A 20,485-nucleotide genomic window follows, 5' to 3' on the forward strand; every position below is an offset into this window, starting at 1 on the left:
AGGTTGAACGTTGTCTATTGGCGCGAACTTTCCGGGATGACGTACGAGTGTCGCGGATTGTGAGAAGCAATAGGATGCTTGCAGGGGTGACTTATCCATGAGGCGGTGTTCTTGTTGTGGGGTCGCGACGTGGACACGGTCTTTCGTATGGCAGTGATGCTGGCGTGTTCGTCCATGTGACCACGACACAGAATCGTTCTTCCATGTGACTGCGACACGGAAACCTTCTTTCGTTTGACCATGACGCGGCGTCAGGGGCCAGAATCGATGCCATGAGCAACGACACCATTCTCTACACTGTCGGAGAAGTCGCCGAGCGATTCTCACTGACGGTGCGAACGCTGCGCCACTGGGAAGCGCAGGGGCTCCTCGCTCCCACCGCGCGGAGCTGGTCGAACTACCGACTCTATTCGCGCGAGGACTGCGTGCGTGTCCAGAGGATTGTCATCTACCGGGCGACGGGGATGAAACTCATGGACATTAAGTCTCTGCTTGATTCTGGAGACACTGCGGTCGAACACCTGAAGAGGCAAAGAGAGAGCCTTGTTGCTCACCGTCGCGAGACGGACGCAATGATCGAAGCACTAGACATACTTTTGGAGGATGCAATGAATGACAACGAGCTCACCCTGGAAGAGGTCGGGAAGATCCTGGGAGACGCCGACTTTGCGGCTCACCAGAACGAGGCCGAGAAACGCTACGGAGATACCGATGACTGGCGTGAATCGCGCAGGCGTACAGCCGCGTGGCGCGCTGCGGAATGGCGTCAGAACTCTGAGCGATTCCATGACATCGAACGCAGGATGATCGACGCAATTCGCGATGGTGCCGCTCCTGACAGCGAGAGGGCGGCCAGCCTCGTCGAGGAACATAGAGAAGCTCTCAGTGATTTCTTTCCGGTCACGCCTGCCAAGCACTACATCATGTCGCGCGGGTACATCCACGACGAGCGATTCCGCGAACACTACGATTCGCAGCAGGTTGGCTTCGCACGGTGGCTTGCTGACGCGATCGAGCATGTCGCGAGCCAGCAGGGGGTAGACATCGAGAATCCCACATGGGAGTGAGCACTCCAGACAAGGAAGTTGGATGCCAGTGACACGCAGCATAGCTCCAGTCCCGTATCTGGCTTGCCAGTTCCGAATAGTCTCTGCTACTATTTTCTCTTGTCGCAATCCTGCGTAGCTCAACGGCAGAGCATCCGACTGTTAATCGGACGGTTACTGGTTCGAATCCAGTCGCAGGAGCAGACGCCCCGAGTCCTCACGGACTCGGGGCTTTTTGTTGATATGCGTGAGTGATGAGATCGGGGGCGCTAGGCATGCCGGAGTGGCTGGGGACCCTCGTCATGGTGTTGTTGATTATCGCGTGCCTTTTCGCTTACGGCGCTCACGTCCTCACGCGCCCGGATGCGGGCAAGAGGCCCGACGTGAGGCCGCGCGGCATCGAGCCTCCCGACGAGGCACGCACCGCGGCGCTCCAGGAGCGTTACAGCGTGCTCGCGCAGGCGTGGCGGCGCTGGCAGGAGACGCCTCGCAGCCCCCGGGACCGGGATCGGCTTGTGATGGTGGAGGATGTGTGGGGCGGCCCCGACCCCGGCGAATCTTTCCCGCCGCGTTACACGGCGAGTCATCTCGGTAAGGTCACGCTTGAGCGGCGTCGCTACCTCAGCCTCGAAGAGGAGATGACAAACGGCCCGGAGGCCGTCTGGGCCGCGTCGCCGCGCGCGTGGGCGTCGCGCCGCCTGGACGTGTGGGCGGTTCATTCGCGTGGCTGGCGCAGGCCTCGTCTCATGCGCGTGTGGTTCAATGACGAGCGTGCCCTGGTCGAGCTGCACACCAACCGCTCCGTGAAGGTCGACGAGATCCTCCCCAGCGAGATCGTTGGCTTTGTGCGTGGGTACACGCGGCTGGGGCCGCGCACGGGCGTGGTGGACGGGCTGCGGTGGCTGCCGGAGAAGGCGATGCTGATGGGGCAGCGGCCGCTGACACGCACGTTCCGCGAGCTCATGGACCTGTCCGTGGTCTCCCCGGTCGGATCGCCCCTGGGAGACGCGTTGCGCGCGGGGGATTTCCACGCGTTGACCTTTTCGTGTTCGCGTGAGAGCGCTGGCTGGGACGCCGCGGACTCGGAGCTGAGGGTGCTCGACGTCGCGGGCATGACCTATAGGTCGGCAACGCGCTCGGGGTGCCTACGGTGGGGGAGCCTGCCGCTCCCCGGGACGAGGCCGTGGCCGACTTCTCCGGATCTGATTCCTCGGCCGAGGGGCCGGACGCTGGCTTCGATCGGATTGAGCCCACGGACCTGGCGGTTGTGCCGGTGGACCCCAAGGCGGTGCTGTGGGCGGTGGCGAAGATGATTGAACTGCCGGACGATCCGCGCGCCTGATCGCCCGACCCGGGTGCGCCTCGGCAATGAGGCGAGATGGCGCGCACCTGTCAGGACAATCGGCATCAGGCTGGGACCTGACAAACGACTTGGGCCTATAATTCACTGTCGTTTCCAGGTGCGTTGATGCTCCGGCGGTCCGGGTGTTTGCTTCGGTCAAGGCCGGGCGAGCCGCTAGCTGGGACCGGCCTGGCAGATGCGCCAACAATTCGAAAGGCAAGCACGCATGGCACACGAATCAGTCAGCGACGTCACGATGGGGACTGAGACGGCGGTGGATCAGGAGGTGGACGCCCTCGGCCCGCACTATGTCAAAAGGCTCCTGGCCGGTCGCCCGTTCTACATTGCCCACAGAATGGGTGGGATGGAGTTTCCCGAGTACACGCGCCAGGGGCTGGATGCGTCGTTGCGCGCGGGTTTCAAGGCGTTGGAGGTCTCGGTGCGCCGCTGCGCCTCCGGCGAGTTCGTGGCGATCCACGATTGGAAGACGACGCGCAATGTGCCGGGGACGGACTATCAGATTTGGAAGACTCCGTGGTCGACGCTCAGTAAGCTGCGTCAGGCCTCGGGCCCGTTCCTGCGCCTGAGCGACATCGTCGAGCGAATTCCCTCCAACGTGGTGCTCGCGATCGACCATAAGACGACGTCGTCCCAGGACCAGAAGAACAAGGGGGACTTGGCCGCGGAGGCCGTGCTCTTCGAGTACCTGCACCGGGCGTTCGGCGGTCACCCTGAGCGTCGCGTCCTGTGGAAGACGTTCGCGAAGGGTACGAGTTCGGCTCGCGCGAAGGCCCGCGGGTATATGACGATGGCGATGCTCTACCCCAACGAGCTGGCGTCGGTGAAGCTCTCGCAGTGGGATGTGCTGGGGATGGAGTGGAACGCGCGCCCGGAGGCCTGGAGCGCGCTCAAGGCGGCCAAGCGCCCGACGATCGCGCACATCATCACGAGCCCTGGGCAGGCCAAGCGGGCGCTCGCGGCCGGTGCGACCGGCCTGATGGTGTCCTCGCCGTCGAAGGTTCACCCCTAGGTGCGTGCTCCGGGCGCGCCTGCCGTGGGTGCGCCCGGGCCTGGGGGACGAGGCCGTGGCTGCGTTGTCGGGATCGGCGAGAGAGGAGAGGGGTTGTGCGCGAGGAACTGGTTGAGGCGGTGCTGCGGGTCGTGGAGGCGATTCCGCCGGGGCGGGTGGCGACCTACGGGATGATCGCGCGCGCGGTGGGGACCGGTCCACGCGTTGTTGGGCGGATTATGCACGATTGGGGCGGTGGTGTCCCGTGGTGGCGCGTCGTGAACGTTCACGGAACTTTTCCGACAACCGTACGAGGTCGGGGCATCATTGAGTGGGAGAGGGAGGGGATACCTCACGATTCGACACGCGAGAAGGTACTACTCGGGCAATGTCTTGTCAGTCAGGAGTGGCTCGATGGTGTCGCACGAACCATCCGCAAGAATGTGCTAGAAAGCCCGGAATTGTAAGGTTTATCGACTCTCAATTAAATTTCAATTCGGTTACGTGTGGGCCAATTTAACTCGCGCAGACTCATCTGATGACTTACTCTTGGGGGGGACGCCAAAGAGGGCGTTCCTTCGGATACGTTTCCGTTAGCGTTAACGAAAACGAGGGAGCAAACTCCAGAAACAGAGAAGTTACTGGTACCCAAGGGGTGAGAAGTGACGAACTTACTAGAGCTAAAGGGGATCTCGAAGACGTTCCCCGGCGTGAAGGCGCTGTCCGACGTGGACCTCGACCTTCGCCCCGGTGAAGTCTTGGGTCTCTGCGGTGAGAACGGAGCGGGCAAATCCACGCTCATGAAGGTGCTCACCGGTATTCACAAGGCTGACCCGGGCGGAGAAATCTGGCTGCAGGGCGAGCAGGTTGACATTCAGTCGCCTGAGCATGCCCGTGACCTCGGCCTGTCGATCATCCACCAGGAACTCAATATTGTTCCTGACCTGACTGTTGCCCAGAACCTGTACCTCGGTCGTCCGGGTTCCTCGAAGTGGTCTTACATTGATGATCGCAAGATGGTGCGCGACGCCTACGAGCTGTTCGAGCGCCTCAATATGAAGATCGATCCGACCGCTTACTGTCGCGACCTACCGGTCGCCCGTCTGCAGATGGTGGAGATTGCTCGCGCACTGTCCTTCGACTCGAAGATCCTCGTCATGGACGAGCCCACGGCTCCTCTGACGACGACCGAGACCGAGTCGCTGTTTGAACTCGTGCGCGATTTTGTCTGCCCGACGATCGGTCTGATCTTCATTACGCACCGCATGCCCGAGCTTACCGAGCTGACCAACCGTATCTCCGTGCTGCGCGACGGTAAGTACGTCGGCACGGTTGAGACGGCTACCACGCCCATGCGTGAGGTCGTCAAGATGATGGTCGGTCGCGAGGTGCCCGCCGACGCGCGCCCCACCACCAAGCCGATCTCGGACGAGGTCGTCCTGCGCGTCGAGAACCTGTCGACAGTCAAGGTTGTCCACGACGTCTCCTTCGAGGTCAAGAAGGGCGAAATCTTCGGCTTTGCGGGACTGGTTGGTGCCGGTCGCACCGAGGTAGCCCGCGCTCTGTTCGGAGCTGACCCCCACACCGAGGGCAGCATCTACGTCCACGGCAAGAAGGTGTCGATCAAGAGCGCCTCGGATGCCGTCAAGCATGGCATCGGCTACCTGTCCGAGGACCGCAAGCAGTTCGGCCTGCTCCTGGACAAGGACATTTCCTTCAACACGGGCATGGCTGCCATGGACCACTTCACCAAGGCGTCGGTCGTCGCGACGGAGAAGCTGCGCAAGGTCGCCCAGGAGTACGTGGCGAAGCTGCGCACGCGCACCCCCAGCGTTGACGTCGAGGTCCGTTCTCTGTCGGGCGGTAACCAGCAGAAGGTTGTCGTGGCCAAGTGGCTGGAGCGCGACTCTGAGGTCCTTATCTTCGACGAACCCACGCGCGGCATTGACGTGGGTGCGAAGGACGAAATCTACACGCTGCTTGAAAACCTAGCGAAGCAGGGTAAGGCGATCATCGTCATCTCCTCGGAACTGCCCGAGGTCCTGCGCCTGGCGAACCGCATCGCCGTCATGGCCCACGGCCGCATTATTGGCACCCTCGACAACGAGGAAGCCACCCAAGAAAACATCATGGAACTGGCCACCGTCGGCCAGGAAGAAGCGAACGGAGTAAACGCGTGAGCACCGTCGTCGACAACAAGGGCCTCGAGGCGCCGTCGCCTGTTGCGGCCTTCCTGAAGAGGAACATGCAGCTGCTGCTCGTCACAGTTGCGTTGTTCGTGGTCCTGGCATTCTTCAGCGTTGCTGTGCCGAACTTTACTTTTGCGACCATGAACGTGTACCTGGACATCGTCCTGCAGTCGGCCTTCACGGGCGTCATGGCGCTGGGTGCTACCTTCGTCATCGCGACCTCCGGCATTGACCTGTCCGTCGGTACGGGTATGAGCCTCGTGGCCGTCATGGCCGGCATTTTCCTGGCGGGCGACAAGATGAACCTGCCTCTCGGCCTCGGCCTGCTCCTGACCTTGCTGGTCGGCATGGCGATTGGCCTCATCAATGGCCTCAACGTTTCGATCCTGGGCCTGCCGCCCTTCATCGCGACGCTGGCGATGATGATGGTCGCCCGAGGCCTGGCGCTCATCATTTCGAACAAGTCTTCCATCGTGATCGCGAACACCGGCTACAAGGCCATCGCCGCCGGCAAGGCGATCCCGGGCGTAGCCAACGCCATCGTGATCTTCCTGGTCCTCACGGTCCTGGCGACCTTCCTCATGAACAAGACGCTCCTGGGCCGCTACGCCCTGGCGATCGGCTCCAACGAGGAAGCCACCCGCCTCTCCGGCGTCAACGTGCGCCTGTGGAAGATCATCATCTACGTCGTTGCGGGTGCCTTCATGGCCGTCGGTGCCGTCCTCTACTCCGCGCGTGGCGGCCTCGTCCAGCCCGCTGAGGGCGTGGGCATGGAACTCAACGTCATCGCCGCGGCCGTCATCGGCGGCACCTCCCTGTCGGGTGGTCGCGCCTCGATCCCCGGCGCGCTGGTTGGCGCGATCCTCATGGAGACCCTCAAGAAGGGCCTGACCATGATGAGTATCGCCGCCGAATGGCAGTTCGTCGTCACCGGTATCGTCCTGCTCCTCGCGGTCGTCATCGACAACCTGCGTCGCATCCGCGAAAACGCAGCCTGAGTCTTATTCCATCTCAATTACAACCCGTGAACCGCCGTCGGTTCACTCTCCAGATAGGCGGGAGTCATCCCGCCACCCCACGAAAGGAACACCAATGCGCCCCATCGGACGTATCGTCGCCGCCGCTGCCGTCGGCACCTTGGCCCTGGGCATGGCTGCATGCTCGACCTCGACGGATGCCACCGGAGGCTCCACCAAGACCGAATCGTCGGGTGCCTCGAAGGTGGACACCTCCGGCGAGCAGCAGGACTGGGAGAAGGAGGCTGTCAAGGGTGATGGCTCCCAGACCATTTACCTGGTCTCCAAGGGCTTCCAGCACCGCTTCTGGCAGGCTGTGAAGGAAGGTGCCGAGCAGGCTGGCGAGGAGCTGGGCTACAAGGTCAGTTTCGTCGGCCCGCAGGATGAGACCAAGGTGACCGAGCAGACCGACCAGCTGAAGTCCGCTCTGGACTCCGGCCCGGCCGCCATCGGTTTCGCCGCCCTGGATTCGAATGCCGCCGCTGACCTGCTCAGCGAGATCAAGTCCAAGAACATCCCGGTTGTCGCCTTCGACTCCGGCGTTGAGTCCGACATCCCGGTCACCACGGTTCAGACGAACAACACCAAGGCCGCCGAGGAAGCCGCGCAGCACATGATCGAGCTGCTCAAGGGCAAGTCGGGTTCGGTTGGCATGGTCTGCCACGACTCGACCTCCACCACGGGCAAGCAGCGTTGCGAGGGCTTCAAGGAGTACTTCAAGGCCAACGCCCCCGCCGACCTGAAGCTCCTCGACGAGCAGATCGCCGGTGAGGTCACCAAGGCCGCCGACACCTCCAAGTCGATCATTCAGGCCAACTCCGACATCGTCGGCATGTACGGCTCGAACGAGGCCGCGGCCTCGGGTATCGTCCAGGGCGTTGCTGAGACCGGCAAGGACGTCACCGTCGTGGGCTTCGACTCGGGTAAGACCCAGATCGACGCCATCAAGGCTGGCAAGGAGGCTGGTGCCGTGACCCAGTCGCCGGTCAAGATCGGCTACTACACGGTCAAGGCCGCGGTCGCCGCGATCAACGGTGCCAAGCTGCCCACGGTCATCGACTCCGGCTTCGCCTGGTACGACCAGAACAACATCGACGACGCTGGCATCAAGGCCAACCTGTACGAGTGAGACGCTAGCTCAATAGGGCACGAGGCTGGGGCCGGGTAGGCGCATGCCGTACCGGTGGCCCGTCGCAGGTTCCGCTCCGAATGGCCGGGGCGGGACCTGCGAACCCGGCACCTAAAGAACCAGAAGGATCCGAGGGGGCGAGCGCCCCCGCGCTCCGACATCGACGTCACCATGAGGGATGAAGGAAGAATGACAAACCACCCCCGCATCGGAATCCGCCCCACTATTGATGGTCGCCGCAAGGGCGTTCGCGAGGCTCTTGAAGAGCAGACCATGAACATGGCGAAGTCCGTCGCCGAACTCTTTACGTCTACCCTGCGCTACCCGGACGGTGCCCCTGTCGAGGTCGTCATCGCTGACACCACGATCGGCCGCGTCCACGAGGCCCAGGCCTGCGCCACTAAGTTCCGTGCAAACAACGTTGGCCTGACCGTGACGGTCACCCCCTGCTGGTGCTACGGCACCGAGACGACCGACATGGACCCCGCGATGCCGCACGCCATCTGGGGTTTCAACGGCACCGAGCGCCCCGGTGCCGTGTACCTCGCCGCCGCCCTGGCTGGCCACGCCCAGATTGGCATTCCCGCCTTCGGTATCTACGGCGAGCACGTGCAGGACGCTGACGACACCACGATCCCCGAGGACGTGCGCACCCGCCTCCTCGATTACGCGACCGCCGGCCTGGCCGTCGCGCAGATGAAGGGCGAGGCCTACCTGTCCATGGGCTCCGTCTCCATGGGTATCGCCGGTTCCGTCGTCAACCCAGACTTCTTCGGCTCCTACCTGGGCATGCGCAACGAGTACATCGACATGAGCGAGTTCACGCGTCGCATCGAAGAAGGCATCTACGATCCCGAGGAGTACGAGAAGGCGTACCAGTGGATCCGCGAGAACTTCAAGCAGGGCAAGGACTGGAACCCGCCGGAGTGGCAGTACCCCGACAAGCACGAGGATTGGTGGAAGTTCGTCACCAAGATGACGCTCATCGCCCGCGACCTCATGCACGGCAACCCGCGCCTGGCCGAGCTGGGCTTCGAGGAGGAAGCGGGCGGCCACGGGGCCATCGCCGCCGGCTTCCAGGGACAGCGCCAGTGGACGGACCACTTCCCGAACGGCGACGTCCTGGAGACCATCCTCAACACGAACTTCGACTGGACCGGCATCCGTCAGCCCTCCGTCGTGGCCACCGAGAACGACTCGCTCAACGGTGCCTCGATGCTGTTCGGCTACCTGCTGACCAACACGCCGCAGATCTTCTCCGATGTGCGCACCTACTGGAGTCCCGAGTCCATCGAGAAGGCCACCGGCTGGAAGCCCGAGGGACGCGCGGCCGCCGGCCTGCTCGACCTGCGTAACTCCGGCTCGACCACGCTGGACGGTGCCGGCAAGGCAGTGCGCGACGGCAAGAACGTCATTAAGCCCTGGTACGAACTCACCGAGGAGGACCGTGAGGCCACGCTTGAGGCCACGACCTTCCACCCGGCCTCGACCGGCTACTTCCGTGGTGGCGGCTTCTCGACGCACTTCCGCACCTCGGGCGAGATGCCCGTGACGATGTGCCGCCTGAACCTGGTGCGTGGCCTCGGACCGGTTCTGCAGATCGCCGAGGGCTACACGGTCGAGCTGCCCGACGAGGTCGCCTTCACCATCGAAGAGCGCACCAACATCGAGTGGCCCACCACCTGGTTCGTCCCGAACCTGACGGGTGAGGGCGCGTTCAAGAGCGTCTACGACGTCATGAACAACTGGGGCGCAAACCACGGTGCGATCTCCTACGGCCACATTGGTGGCCAGCTGATCACGCTGGCGTCGATGCTGCGTATCCCGGTCAACATGCACAACGTTCCCGAGGAGCGGATCTTCCGCCCCAAGGCGTGGTCGCTGTTTGGCACCGAATCTCTCGAGGGCGCTGACTTCCGCGCCTGCGAGACCTTCGGCCCGATGTACCGCTGATGCACGTCCCGTTCGGGCCCGGGTTCCTCTCTCCCCGAGCCCGAACGGGGCACCTTCCCGGGTAAGCCCGGTCCCGGGACGCGGCCCCGGCCTCGCCGATGAGGAAAGCCGTATTACTATCCCAATGACGGGACACGCTGAGCGAGGGCGTTTTGAGCAGGAGACTTCAATGACCACCGTACTTGCTGTTGACCTTGGATCCGCGTCCGGACGAGTCCTCGCCGGAACGCTCACCGACGGACGCCTGGACGTCACGGACATTCACCGCTTTAAGCACGAGGCCCGCCGCCGTCAGGATGGCACGCTGACGTGGGATGTGGCGACGATGGAGGCCGAGACGATCATCGGCCTGAAGAAGGCTCTGGAGCAGTTCCCGGATGCCCGCTCCGTCTCAATTGACACGTGGGGAGTGGACTGGGCTCCCCTTGATGAGAACGGCGACCTCGTCGGCGACGTTATCGCCTACCGTGATGAGCGCACCTCCCGCACCCTGGACGCCTTCCGTGAGCGCATCGGCGACCGCGAATTCTTCGATCTGACGGGAAACCAGCCGGCGACCATCAACACGGCGAACCAGCTGTTCGCCTACCTGCAGGAAAATCCCGCCGACGCTCAGCGCGTCGCGGGGGTACTCTTCCTGCCCGACTACTTCGTGTACCGACTGACGGGTGTCGTCGGCTGGTCTCGCACCATCGCCTCGACGTCCGGCCTGCTCACCCCCGGCGGCGGCGACTTCAACGACGAGGTCTTCGCCCGACTCGACATCCCGCGTGGCTGGTTCGGCGAGCTGTCTGCCGACCGAACCGTCGTCGGCCCATGCACGGTCCCCGGCCTCGAAACCCTGACCGTCGTGCGCGGCGGTGCCCATGACTCTGCCTGCGCGGTCCACGGCCTGCCCATCGAGGAAGGCAAGCGCGCTTACTTCCTGTCCTGCGGCTCCTGGTCCGTCCTGGGTGCCATCGAGGATCGGCCCCTCATGAGCGACATCGCTTTCAACATGGGCATCACCAATGAGGGCCGCACCGACGGGGGAGTGCGTCCCCTCTTCAACATCACCGGCATGTGGATTCTGCAGGAGATCCAGCGCCAGTGGGAGCGCGAGGGCACGCCCACCGACACCGACGAGCTGGTCGCCCAGGCGCGCGAGCTGCCCCCAGCCTCCGGCGTTTTCGACCCCGATGGCGAGGCCTTCGCCACCCCCGGAGACATGCAGCGCAAGATCGACGAGGCCCTCGACGCCCAGGGGGTCGCCCGCCCCGACTCGATGGCCGGCTACGTGCGCGTCATCATCGAGTCTTTTGCCCGCCGCTACGCCCGCGCAATCGGCGAACTCACGGAGGCCACCGGGAAGGCCCCCGACCAGCTCAACCTCGTGGGCGGCGGCGCGCGCAACCGGCTCCTGTGCGACCTGACCGCCCAGATCGCGGGCGTCACCGTCGTGCGTGGCCCCATCGAGGCCTCGACCTTCGGCTCTCTCCTCGCGCAGCTCGAAACAATCGGCGCGCTGGATCCCCAGGACCGCGCCTCCGTCATCGCTGCGAGCGCTTCGACCCATGTCCACGTACCGACGAACGCCTAAGAAAGTCTCGCTGGCCGACATCGCACGCGCGGCCGGCGTGTCCACCAACACCGTCTCGCGTGTCGTGCGCGGCGACCCCGAAGTCTCCGAAAAGACGCGCGCGAGGATCTCCAAGCTTGTCGAGGAGTTGGGCTACGTGCCCAACTACGCGGCGCGCGCGCTCGCGGCCAAGCGCACCAGCATCCTTCAGGTCGTGCTGGCTGCGCCCATGTACCACGGGCACGGCACCGTGCTGCTGTCGATCCTCAACGCCTCCGCGCAGGCCGGGTACCACGTGTCCCTGTCCTACGCGTACGGGCCGGACGGGCAGCTGCGTTCCGACTTCGCGCCCTTCGACGTGGATGGCGTCATCATCCTGGGTGGTCAAGATCCCACAATCGACGTCGCGATCGAGGCGGGTAAGCGTTTCCCGACGGTTCTCATCCTGACGAGCGAGCAGGGACTCGACGGCATTTCGACCGTCGCGGTGGACAACGTGCGCGGCGCGCGCCTGGCCGCCGAGCACCTGCTCGCCCAGGGACTCACCGACGTTATCCATATTGCGGGTCCCTCCGGCTGGTCGGACGCGCAGATGCGCCGACTCGGCTATGAGCAGGCGTGCAAGGCCTACGACATCGAACCCGTCGTCCTTCAGCCCGACTCCTGGGACTCGCGCGACGGCTACGACGTCATGCGCGCGGCGGGCCGATTGCCGCAGGGGATTCAGGCGGCGAACGACCAGCTGGCTCTCGGCGCGATGCGTTACATCTACGAGCGTGGGGGAGTGGTTCCGCGCGACGTGCGGGTCGTCGGCTTTGACGACATCGACGGCGCTGACTCCTACGCGCCTCCGCTCACGACGATCCACCAGCCCTTTGACCGGCTGGGGCGCACTGCGGTGCGCCTCGTGCGTTCGCTCATGGACGGTGGCTCCTCCCAGGATATTGTTCTCGACCCCGAGCTGGTCATCCGGGCCAGTTCACACCTGTAAGAAAGGTACGTTCATGCTCTACGGTCCCATGACTCACCCCCAGTTCCTGCGTGCTTTGGCCGCCGCTGGCCACGGCTCGAAGATCCTGCTGGCGGACGCGAACTACCCGCACACGACGGGTGTGAACCCGCGCTGCGAGCTGATTTCGCTGAACCTTGCCCCGGGTCTGCTGGACGTCAGCCAGGTTCTCGATGTTCTTAAGCGCACGATCCCGATCGAGCGCGCCGAGATCATGACCCCCGCGCCCGACGCCGAGCCGGTGGAGATCCCGATTCACGACGAGTTCCGCGCGGCGCTGCCGGGTGTCGAGTTCGGCGAGATTTCCCGCTGGGACTTCTACGATGCCGCACGCGATGAGAACGTGGGCATCATCGTTGCGACGGGTGAGCAGCGCCTGTACGGCAACCTGCTGCTCACCGTCGGCGTGCGTGCGCCGGGGGAGTAAAACACTTCTCATGTCCGAGGCATGGACTCACTGAGGCGGCGACGTGCGCTTTCGTTTCATTTTCGTTTAATTGTGTGAGCCAGGTGCCAAGCTGTTGGGCGTTTGATGGCGGGCGGGCGGTCCCTGCGGGGCCGCCCGCCCGCTTGTTTATCCACATTTTGTCAAGGCAATGGGGCTTTGATTGGATGAGTGTGTGAACATGTGTGCCGCTGTGGTGCACGGCTGGGTGACTCGTCAATGTGATGTTGCATGCTTTCGTTTAAATGACTATTCTGTTCTTAACGAAAGTGAAAGCGACAGAAGGTTGTCGCGAATACATCGAGAGGTGAAGCCATGGGACGTGCAGAAGAACGCACGAACTACATCCTGGATCGCCTTGCCCGCGAGGGTGAGGTGAGTGTCGCCCAGCTCGCCTCCGACCTGGGGGTTTCGCCCGTCACCGTGCGTGCCTCGCTGAAGGTCCTCGACGAGCAGGGTTATCTCGTGCGCACCCACGGCGGCGCACGCCCCACCACCTTCCGCAACATCCACCTGCGCCAGAATGATCGCGTCGATCAGAAGGAGCGCATCGCCCGGGCCGCCGCGGACATGATCTACGACGACGACCGGATCATGATCGAGGCCGGCACCACCTGCGCCCTCATCGTCAAGTACCTCACCGGCAAGCGCGGAGTTCAGGTTCTGACCAACTCCGTCCTTGTTTTCGCAAACGCCCGATCCAACCCGAACCTGAACATCACACTGACGGGCGGGCACTTCCGCGCCGAGTCCGAGTCCCTCGTGGGGCCGGTCGCCGAGCGCGCTATCAATGACTTCAACGCGCGCGTTGCGTTCCTCGGAACGGACGGTTTCAGCGTTGATCGCGGCCTGACCACCCAACTCGTTGAGGGTGGGCAGGTTGGTTCCATCATGCGCACACGCGCACAAGAGACGTGGCTGCTCGCAGACTCCTCCAAGTACGGGGAAGCCGGCTTCGTCACTTTCATGGGGATCGACCAGGTCACCGGAATCATCACCGACGATGAGATCCCCGAAGAATCCATCAAGGAATTGGCCGAGCGCACGAAGCTGCGCATCGTCTAGGAGGAATTACATGGCCACCATCGTGGTGATGCCCCAGCTGGGCAACTCTGTTGAGTCATGCATCATCGTCGAGTGGATGATCGCTGAAGGCGACAGCGTCGCCGTCGACCAGACCCTCGCATCCATCGAGACGGACAAGTCGACGATGGAGGTCCCTTCCACCGCCGAGGGCACCGTCCTGAAGCTCCTGTGGGAGGAAGGCGACGAGGTCCCCGTCAAGGATCCGCTCATCATCGTCGGTGAACCCGGAGAAGACATCTCCGGCCTCGTGCCCGGTGACGACGCCGCACCCGTCGAGGATGCACCCGAAAAGGCAATCGCCGCACCCGAGCAGGCTGTCCCCGCCTTTGCTACCGAGCGAGCCACCGGCGCGGTCTCCCCACGTGCCCGCGCCCTGGCCGCCTCGGCGGGCCTGGATGCCTCGACCATTACCGAGGGTTCTGGCCCCCACGGTCGCGTCATCGAGCGCGACGTCGCCGCCGCAATCGCTGCGGGTCCCGTCCTGACTTCCGCCGCGCGCGCCGCCGGTGTCCAGGCCACCGAAGGCACCGGCATTGGTGGCCGCGTGAGCGTCGCCGACGGGGGACGGACGCCCGAGGCTGCCCCGGCCTCGCGCCCCGTTGCCTCCGCCCCTGCGGGTGCCGATTACCCCGGTGCCTCGACCACCGCCCCGCTCAAGGGCGTGCGCAAGGTCGTCGCCAAGCGCATGATGGAGTCCCTGACGACCACCGCGCAGCTGACCCTCAACACGACGGCGAACGCCGCCGGCATTCTCGCCATGCGCAAGAAGGTCAAGAACGCCGACCCGGCTCTGGGCCTGGGCAAGATCACGCTCAACGACCTGGTCTGCTTCGCCGTGTCGCGCACCCTGCCCAAGTACCCCGTGTTCAACGCCCACCTCGAGGACGGCGTACTCACCCAGTTCGAGCAGGTCCACCTCGGATTCGCGTGCGACACCCCGCGCGGCCTCCTCGTCCCCGTTATCCGCTCCGCGCAGACCCTGGGCCTCAAAGTGTTCTCCGACGAGGCCAAGCGCCTGGCGGGCGGTGCCATCGACGGCACCATCGCCCCCGACTTCCTGAGCGGCGGCACCTTCACGGTCTCCAACATCGGCTCCTTCGGTATCGAGACCTTCACCCCCGTCATCAACCTGCCCCAGACAGCCATCCTGGGCGTCGGCGCAATCACCCCGCGCCCGGTCGTGGCTCCCGACGGCACGATCAGCGTGGAGCAGCGCCTCAACCTGTCGCTGACGATCGACCACCAGGTCATCGACGGCGCGGACGGCGCCCGGTTCCTGCGCGACCTGGTTGCCGCCATCGACAACATCGACGTGACGGTCCTGGCCTGAGGAAAGAGGAACACTCATGAGTGACACGCATTTTGACGTCATCGTCCTCGGCGCGGGGCCCGGCGGCTACCTGGCCGCCGAGCGCCTCGGGCACGCCGGCAAGAAGGTCGCCCTCGTTGAGGAACAGTACCTGGGCGGCACCTGCCTGAACGTGGGCTGCATCCCCACCAAGACCCTGCTCAACGGCGCGAAGAACTACCTGCACGCCAAGGAAGCCAGCCAGTTCGGCGTGGACGCCAGCGGCGTTGCCGTCAACTGGACGCAGATGCAGGCCTGGAAGGATCAGGTCGTTAAAGGCCTGGTCGCGGGCGTTGCAGCCACCGAGCGTAAGGCGGGCGTCACCGTCATCAACGGACGAGGCCACCTCGACGCCCCCGGTCGCGTGACCGTCGAGGGCACGACCTACACCTCGGACCACGTCATCATCGCCACGGGCTCCGTGCCGGCCATGCCCCCGCTGCCCGGCACCCAGGACAATCCGGCGCTGGTTGACTCTACGGGCATCCTGTCCCTGCCCGAGGTCCCCTCCCGCCTCGCGATCATCGGCGGCGGCGTTATCGGCGTCGAGTTCGCCTCCCTGTACTCCACCCTGGGTTCGCAGGTGACCGTCATCGAGATGGCCCCCGAGATTCTGCCGTTCATGGACGACGACCTGGCCGCCAAGGCCCGCGCCGCCATGAAGGACGTAACCTTCGAGCTGGGCTGCCGCGTCGAGTCACTCGACGGAGGCACCGTCCACTACTCCAAGGGCGAGAACAAGTTGAGTGTCGAGGCCGACGTGGTCCTCATGGCCGTTGGCCGCCGTCCCGCGACGGTGGGCTGGGGCGCGCAGGAGGCTGGCCTCGAGATTAACCGCGGCATCGTCGTTGACGACACGATGCGTACCAATCTGCCCAACGTGTGGGCTATCGGCGACGTCACGGGACGCTCCCTGCTGGCGCACGCCGCCTACCGTATGGCGGAGATCGCCTCGGCGAACATCCTCGACCCGACCGCGAAGAAGCGCGGCGAGGTCATGCGCTGGCACACCGTCCCGTGGGCAGTCTTCTCGATCCCCGAGGCCGCCGGCGTCGGTCTGACCGAGTCCGCCGCTCAGCGCGAGGGCCGCGACGTCCTCGTCGCCAAGGTCCCCGCCCTCATGTCCGGCCGCTTCATCGCGGAGAACGGCTTCAAGGCCCCCGGCGAGGCGAAGATCCTCGTTGACCCCACGACCCACCAGGTGCTGGGCATCCACGTGCTGGGCGCGTATGCCGCTGAGATGATCTGGGGCGCGCAGGCCGTCCTCGAGATGGAACTGACCGTCGAGGACCTGCGCCAGGTCGTCTTCCCGCACCCCACTGTTTCCGAGGTCATCCGCGAAGCCGCGTGGGCCGTCAAGCTCTAACGAACAACTACATCAAGGAAGAGTAGAACAATGACTCAGTCTCTTATCATCGACCCCGATGAGGTGCGTCGCTCGGGATACGTGAAGTTCCCCGAGGTCCCCGTCAACCAGTACACCTTCGACCGTGAGACCGAACTCGCCCGCTACGGCGACAAGGGCATGGTCCAGATGCTCCACGACATGATCGTCGTGCGTACCTTCGAGTCGATGCTCGACTCCATCAAGAAGACCGGTCAGTGGGAAGGCATCGAGTACAACCACCGCGGCCCCGCCCACCTCGGCATCGGCCAGGAGAGCGCCTACGTTGGCCAGAACTTCGTGCTGGGGCCGGAGGACTTCATTTTCGGCTCCCACCGCTCACACGGTGAGATTCTCGCCAAGTGCTACTCGGCCATGCACCAGATGGATGAGGGCCAGCTTGAGGGCATCATGAAGGGCTTCCTCGGCGGCGAGACCCTGTCCTACGCCGAAAAGATCGGCTACAAGGACACGAAGGACCTCACCGAGAACTTCATTCTCTTCGGAGCCCTCGCGGAGATCTTCGCCCGCAAGTCCGGCTTCAACCGCGGCCTGGGCGGCTCGATGCACACCTTCTTCCTGCCCTTCGGCTCCTACCCGAACAACGCGATCGTCGGCGGCTCCGCCCCGATCGCGAACGGCGCGGCCCTGTTCAAGCGCATCAACCGCAAGCCCGGCATCGTCGTCTCCAACGTCGGTGACGCCGCCCTGGCCTGTGGCCCCGTGTGGGAGGCCCTGAACTTCGCGTCGATGGATCAGTTCCGCTCCCTGTGGCGCGAGGAGGACGGTGGAAACCCGCCGATCCTGTTCAACTTCTTCAACAACTTCTACGGCATGGGCGGCCAGACCTTCGGCGAGACCATGGGCTACGAGATCCTCGCCCGCGTGGGCGCGGCCCTCAACCCCGAGGCCATGCACGCCGAGCGCGTCGACGGCCTCAATCCGCTGGCCGTTGCGGACGCGACCACCCGCAAGAAGAAGATCCTCGAGGAGGGCCGCGGCCCCGTCCTCATGGACACCATCACCTACCGCTTCTCTGGCCACTCGCCGTCGGACGCCTCGTCCTACCGCACGAAGGAAGAGGTCGAGCTGTGGGAACAGGTGGACTGCATCAAGGAATACTCGAACCTGCTCATCTCGAACGGCCTGACCACGCAGGACGAGATCGACGGCTACGCGGCCTCGCTGACCGACAAGCTGGTCAAGGTCCTCAAACTGGCCATCGACGACGACGCCACCCCGCGCGTTGCGGACGGCTACATCGACACCGTCATGTTCTCCAACGAGAAGGTCGAGGCCTTTGACGACGCGACCCCCGAGATCGACCTCGAGGATAACCCGCGCGTCAAGGCGCTGGCCAAGAAGGTGCGCTCCTCCGTCGACGCCAGTGGCAAGCCCGTCTCCAAGATGCGTATGTACCAGTTCCGTGACGGCCTGTTCGAGGCGATGCTGCACCGCTTCAAGACCGACCCGACGATGGCCGCATGGGGCGAGGAAAACCGCGACTGGGGCGGTGCCTTCGCCGTCTACCGCGGTCTGACCGAGGCCCTGCCGTACCGTCGCCTCTTCAATTCGCCCATCGCCGAGGCCTCGATTGTGGGCGCTGGCGTCGGCTACGCGATGGCCGGTGGTCGCGCGGTCGTTGAACTCATGTACTGCGACTTCCTGGGCCGCGCCGGTGACGAAGTTTTCAACCAGATGGCCAAGTGGCAGTCGATGAGCGCCGGCCTGCTCAAGATGCCTCTCGTCCTGCGCGTGTCCGTGGGTGCGAAGTACGGTGCCCAGCACTCCCAGGACTGGAGCGCGCTCGTCGCCCACATCCCGGGCCTGAAGGTCTACTTCCCGACGACCCCGACCGACGCGAAGGGCATGCTCAACCTGGCGCTTGCCGGAACCGACCCGGTCGTGTTCCTGGAGAGCCAGAAGCTCTACGACAAGGGCGAGGACTTCGAACCCGGCGGCGTGCCCGAGGGCTACTACGAGACCGAAGAAGGCGAGCCGGCGATCCGCCGCGAGGGCAGCGACATCACGATTGCCGCCTACGGCGCGACCGTGTACAAGGCCCTCGAGGCTGCGGACGTCCTGGCTGAGAAGTACGGCCTGAGCGCTGAAGTCATCGACCTGCGCTTCGTCGCCCCCCTGAACTACGACAAACTCATCGCGTCCGTGAAGAAGACCGGTCGCCTCGTCCTCACCTCGGATGCGGTCGAGCGTGGCTCCTTCCTCAACACGGTTGCCGCCAACGTGCAGACCCTTGCCTTTGACGCGCTCGACGCGCCGATCGCGGTCGTTGGCTCGCGCAACGGCATCACGCCCGGCCCCGAGCTGGAGTCGTTCTTCTTCCCGCAGGTCTCCTGGATCCTCGACGCGATTCACGAGCGCATCCTGCCGCTGCCCGGCCACGTGCCCACCACGAAGCACTCGACCGAGGCCGAGATCGCTCGCCTGAACCGCGAGGGTCTCTAACAAGCACTGGGGGCGGGCTGCTCCCCTTTCCGGCCCGCCCCCGTCCGAGGCTCGCATTCCCTGACGCGAGCCACGCGAGGCCGGGGCAACCTCCTCCTCACCTGTGCCCCGGCCTCGCGTCCCCTTCCTTTCTCCACATTTTTCTCCACCCAACGAAGAGATGGCAGAACCCATGGACATCACCAACGACCCGGCCGCCACCCCGGCCCAGCGCATCGAGGCGCTGCGCGTCGTCGCAGCCGACGAGCACTTCCCGAGCTGGGTGCCCGAGTCGAACAACCACATCCACACGTGCTTCTCCTTCAGTCCCTACACGCCGACGCACGCCGCGCTGCTCGCGCGCCGGGCAGGCCTGCGCGTCGTCGGCTCGGTGGACCATGACTCCATCGGAGCGGCGGCTGAAATGAGCGAGGCCACGTCCGTCCTCGGCATGGGTTCCGTCACGGGCTTCGAAATTCGCGCCCGCTTCGGCGAGGGCACGCCGCTGGCTCAGCGCAAGCTCAACAACCCCGACTCCGTGGGCGTGGCCTACATGACTGTCCAGGGCGTGCCCGCACCGGCACGCGAGAAGGTCGCCGAGTGGCTTGCCCCGAGGCGCGCTGCCCGCCTGGAGCGCACGCTCGCCATGGCCGAGCGCGCTAACCAGATCCTCACCGACCTGGGGCTGGAGCCCTTCGACCCTCAGGCCGACATGGTCGGCATCTCGCAGTACGCAAACGGCGGCGGTATCACCGAGCGCCACCTGCTGGCCGCCATGGCCTCGGCACTGATCCGCGGATTCGGACGTGGCCCGGCGCTGACCGAGGGATTGGCGCAGATGGGCGTCGAGATCCCTCCGTCCCTGGCCGCCGTCCTGTCCGACGCCGACAACCCGCACCTCATGTACGACCTGCTGGGCGTCCTGAAGGCCAACTACTTGGATCGCATCTACATCCAGCCGACCGACGAGCTGCCCAGCGCGGCCGAAGTTGTCGCTTTCGCCGACTCGGTCGGCGCAATCGCCACCTACGCCTACCTGGGTGACGTGTCCGCCTCGCCGACGGGGGACAAGAAGGCCGAGAAGTTCGAGGACGACTTCCTCGACGAACTCTTCGAGCACATGGAGTCCATCGGCCTGCGTGCCGTCACCTACATGCCCCCGCGCAACACCCCCGAGCAGCTGGCGCGCATCCACGCGCTCGCGGAAGCCCACGGCATGCTCGAGATTTCGGGAGTGGACATCAACCAGCCCCGTCAGCGCTTCACCTGCGAGGAGCTGCGCCGCCCCGAATTCGCGGACCTCAACGAGGCCACGTGGGCGCTCGTCGCGCACGAGGCCCTGTCCTCCGTGGACCCCTCCCTGCACCTGCTGGGCCGCACGGGCCGCCTGACCCCCGAGGCCCTGGCGGAGCGCATCAGCGAGTACGCACCCCTGGGCCGCGCGATTGCCGACGGCGAGGACGCCGCCGCTCTCGCTGCCCGAGCAACATCGATCAACTGACGAACGCGTCGAGAAAAGAGAACCA

Annotated in this window: 16 protein-coding genes and 1 tRNA gene; all 17 read left to right on the forward strand. The window is 64.7% G+C overall.

Annotation, left to right across the window (positions count from 1 at the left end):
* The first annotated feature begins 272 nt into the window (after positions 1–272).
* Entirely contained in the window at positions 273–1,067 is a 795-nt protein-coding gene (locus tag QZ149_RS06765) for a MerR family transcriptional regulator (RefSeq protein ID WP_291450573.1), read from the forward strand.
* Positions 1,068–1,175: 108 nt separating this feature from the next.
* Positions 1,176–1,247: transfer RNA gene (locus QZ149_RS06770), tRNA-Asn, on the forward strand.
* 74 nt (positions 1,248–1,321) lie between these two features.
* Complete coding sequence (locus QZ149_RS06775; RefSeq protein ID WP_291450575.1) at positions 1,322–2,359, forward strand: hypothetical protein; 1,038 nt, start codon at positions 1,322–1,324, stop codon at positions 2,357–2,359.
* Between the two features lie 255 nt (positions 2,360–2,614).
* Complete coding sequence (locus QZ149_RS06780; RefSeq protein WP_291450576.1) at positions 2,615–3,418, forward strand: glycerophosphodiester phosphodiesterase family protein; 804 nt, start codon at positions 2,615–2,617, stop codon at positions 3,416–3,418.
* A 95-nt stretch (positions 3,419–3,513) separates the two neighbouring features.
* Positions 3,514–3,864, forward strand: a complete 351-nt coding sequence (locus QZ149_RS06785) for an MGMT family protein (RefSeq protein ID WP_291450578.1) — start codon at positions 3,514–3,516, stop codon at positions 3,862–3,864.
* A gap of 195 nt (positions 3,865–4,059) precedes the next feature.
* Entirely contained in the window at positions 4,060–5,577 is a 1,518-nt protein-coding gene (locus QZ149_RS06790) for a sugar ABC transporter ATP-binding protein (RefSeq protein ID WP_291450579.1), read from the forward strand.
* Positions 5,574–6,584, forward strand: coding sequence for an ABC transporter permease (locus QZ149_RS06795; protein WP_291450580.1), 1,011 nt, complete (start codon positions 5,574–5,576; stop codon positions 6,582–6,584). Before QZ149_RS06790 ends, QZ149_RS06795 begins: the two co-directional genes overlap by 4 nt.
* 94 nt (positions 6,585–6,678) lie before the next feature.
* Positions 6,679–7,731: an ABC transporter substrate-binding protein gene (locus QZ149_RS06800; protein WP_291450581.1), complete on the forward strand. Its 1,053-nt coding sequence runs from the start codon at positions 6,679–6,681 to the stop codon at positions 7,729–7,731.
* 189 nt (positions 7,732–7,920) lie between these two features.
* Positions 7,921–9,684 (forward strand): L-fucose isomerase, encoded by a 1,764-nt coding sequence (locus QZ149_RS06805; RefSeq protein WP_291450582.1) that lies wholly within the window; start codon positions 7,921–7,923, stop codon positions 9,682–9,684.
* Positions 9,685–9,853: 169 nt separating this feature from the next.
* Positions 9,854–11,263 (forward strand): rhamnulokinase family protein, encoded by a 1,410-nt coding sequence (locus QZ149_RS06810; protein ID WP_291450583.1) that lies wholly within the window; start codon positions 9,854–9,856, stop codon positions 11,261–11,263.
* Positions 11,238–12,233 (forward strand): LacI family DNA-binding transcriptional regulator, encoded by a 996-nt coding sequence (locus tag QZ149_RS06815; RefSeq protein ID WP_291450586.1) that lies wholly within the window; start codon positions 11,238–11,240, stop codon positions 12,231–12,233. The genes QZ149_RS06810 and QZ149_RS06815 overlap by 26 nt, the downstream gene beginning before the upstream one ends.
* A 13-nt stretch (positions 12,234–12,246) precedes the next feature.
* A complete protein-coding gene (locus QZ149_RS06820; protein ID WP_009648529.1) occupies positions 12,247–12,678 on the forward strand; it encodes an RbsD/FucU family protein in 432 nt (143 codons plus the stop codon).
* A 333-nt stretch (positions 12,679–13,011) separates the two neighbouring features.
* Positions 13,012–13,761, forward strand: coding sequence for a DeoR/GlpR family DNA-binding transcription regulator (locus QZ149_RS06825; protein ID WP_009647975.1), 750 nt, complete (start codon positions 13,012–13,014; stop codon positions 13,759–13,761).
* 10 nt (positions 13,762–13,771) lie between these two features.
* On the forward strand, positions 13,772–15,112 hold the full coding sequence (locus QZ149_RS06830; protein ID WP_291450587.1) for a dihydrolipoamide acetyltransferase family protein: 1,341 nt from the start codon (positions 13,772–13,774) through the stop codon (positions 15,110–15,112).
* Between the two features lie 16 nt (positions 15,113–15,128).
* On the forward strand, positions 15,129–16,496 hold the full coding sequence (lpdA, locus tag QZ149_RS06835) for a dihydrolipoyl dehydrogenase (protein ID WP_291450589.1): 1,368 nt from the start codon (positions 15,129–15,131) through the stop codon (positions 16,494–16,496).
* A gap of 30 nt (positions 16,497–16,526) precedes the next feature.
* Entirely contained in the window at positions 16,527–18,980 is a 2,454-nt protein-coding gene (locus QZ149_RS06840) for an alpha-ketoacid dehydrogenase subunit alpha/beta (protein ID WP_291450590.1), read from the forward strand.
* Between the two features lie 160 nt (positions 18,981–19,140).
* On the forward strand, positions 19,141–20,460 hold the full coding sequence (locus tag QZ149_RS06845; RefSeq protein ID WP_291450592.1) for a PHP domain-containing protein: 1,320 nt from the start codon (positions 19,141–19,143) through the stop codon (positions 20,458–20,460).
* The last annotated feature ends 25 nt before the right edge of the window (positions 20,461–20,485 follow it).

The sequence above is a fragment of the Actinomyces sp. ICM47 genome, assembly GCF_905369875.1.
Taxonomy (GTDB): Bacteria; Actinomycetota; Actinomycetes; order Actinomycetales; family Actinomycetaceae; genus Pauljensenia.

Bases quoted from the DNA above. Each gene is read 5' to 3' on its own strand.
- QZ149_RS06765 (WP_291450573.1), top strand. From the start codon at position 273: ATGAGCAACGACACCATTCTCTACACTGTCGGAGAAGTCGCCGAGCGA.
- QZ149_RS06775 (WP_291450575.1), top strand. From the start codon at position 1,322: ATGCCGGAGTGGCTGGGGACCCTCGTCATGGTGTTGTTGATTATCGCG.
- QZ149_RS06780 (WP_291450576.1), top strand. From the start codon at position 2,615: ATGGCACACGAATCAGTCAGCGACGTCACGATGGGGACTGAGACGGCG.
- QZ149_RS06800 (WP_291450581.1), top strand. From the start codon at position 6,679: ATGCGCCCCATCGGACGTATCGTCGCCGCCGCTGCCGTCGGCACCTTG.
- QZ149_RS06805 (WP_291450582.1), top strand. From the start codon at position 7,921: ATGACAAACCACCCCCGCATCGGAATCCGCCCCACTATTGATGGTCGC.
- QZ149_RS06810 (WP_291450583.1), top strand. From the start codon at position 9,854: ATGACCACCGTACTTGCTGTTGACCTTGGATCCGCGTCCGGACGAGTC.
- QZ149_RS06815 (WP_291450586.1), top strand. From the start codon at position 11,238: ATGTCCACGTACCGACGAACGCCTAAGAAAGTCTCGCTGGCCGACATC.
- QZ149_RS06820 (WP_009648529.1), top strand. From the start codon at position 12,247: ATGCTCTACGGTCCCATGACTCACCCCCAGTTCCTGCGTGCTTTGGCC.
- QZ149_RS06825 (WP_009647975.1), top strand. From the start codon at position 13,012: ATGGGACGTGCAGAAGAACGCACGAACTACATCCTGGATCGCCTTGCC.
- QZ149_RS06830 (WP_291450587.1), top strand. From the start codon at position 13,772: ATGGCCACCATCGTGGTGATGCCCCAGCTGGGCAACTCTGTTGAGTCA.
- lpdA (WP_291450589.1), top strand. From the start codon at position 15,129: ATGAGTGACACGCATTTTGACGTCATCGTCCTCGGCGCGGGGCCCGGC.
- QZ149_RS06840 (WP_291450590.1), top strand. From the start codon at position 16,527: ATGACTCAGTCTCTTATCATCGACCCCGATGAGGTGCGTCGCTCGGGA.
- QZ149_RS06845 (WP_291450592.1), top strand. From the start codon at position 19,141: ATGGCAGAACCCATGGACATCACCAACGACCCGGCCGCCACCCCGGCC.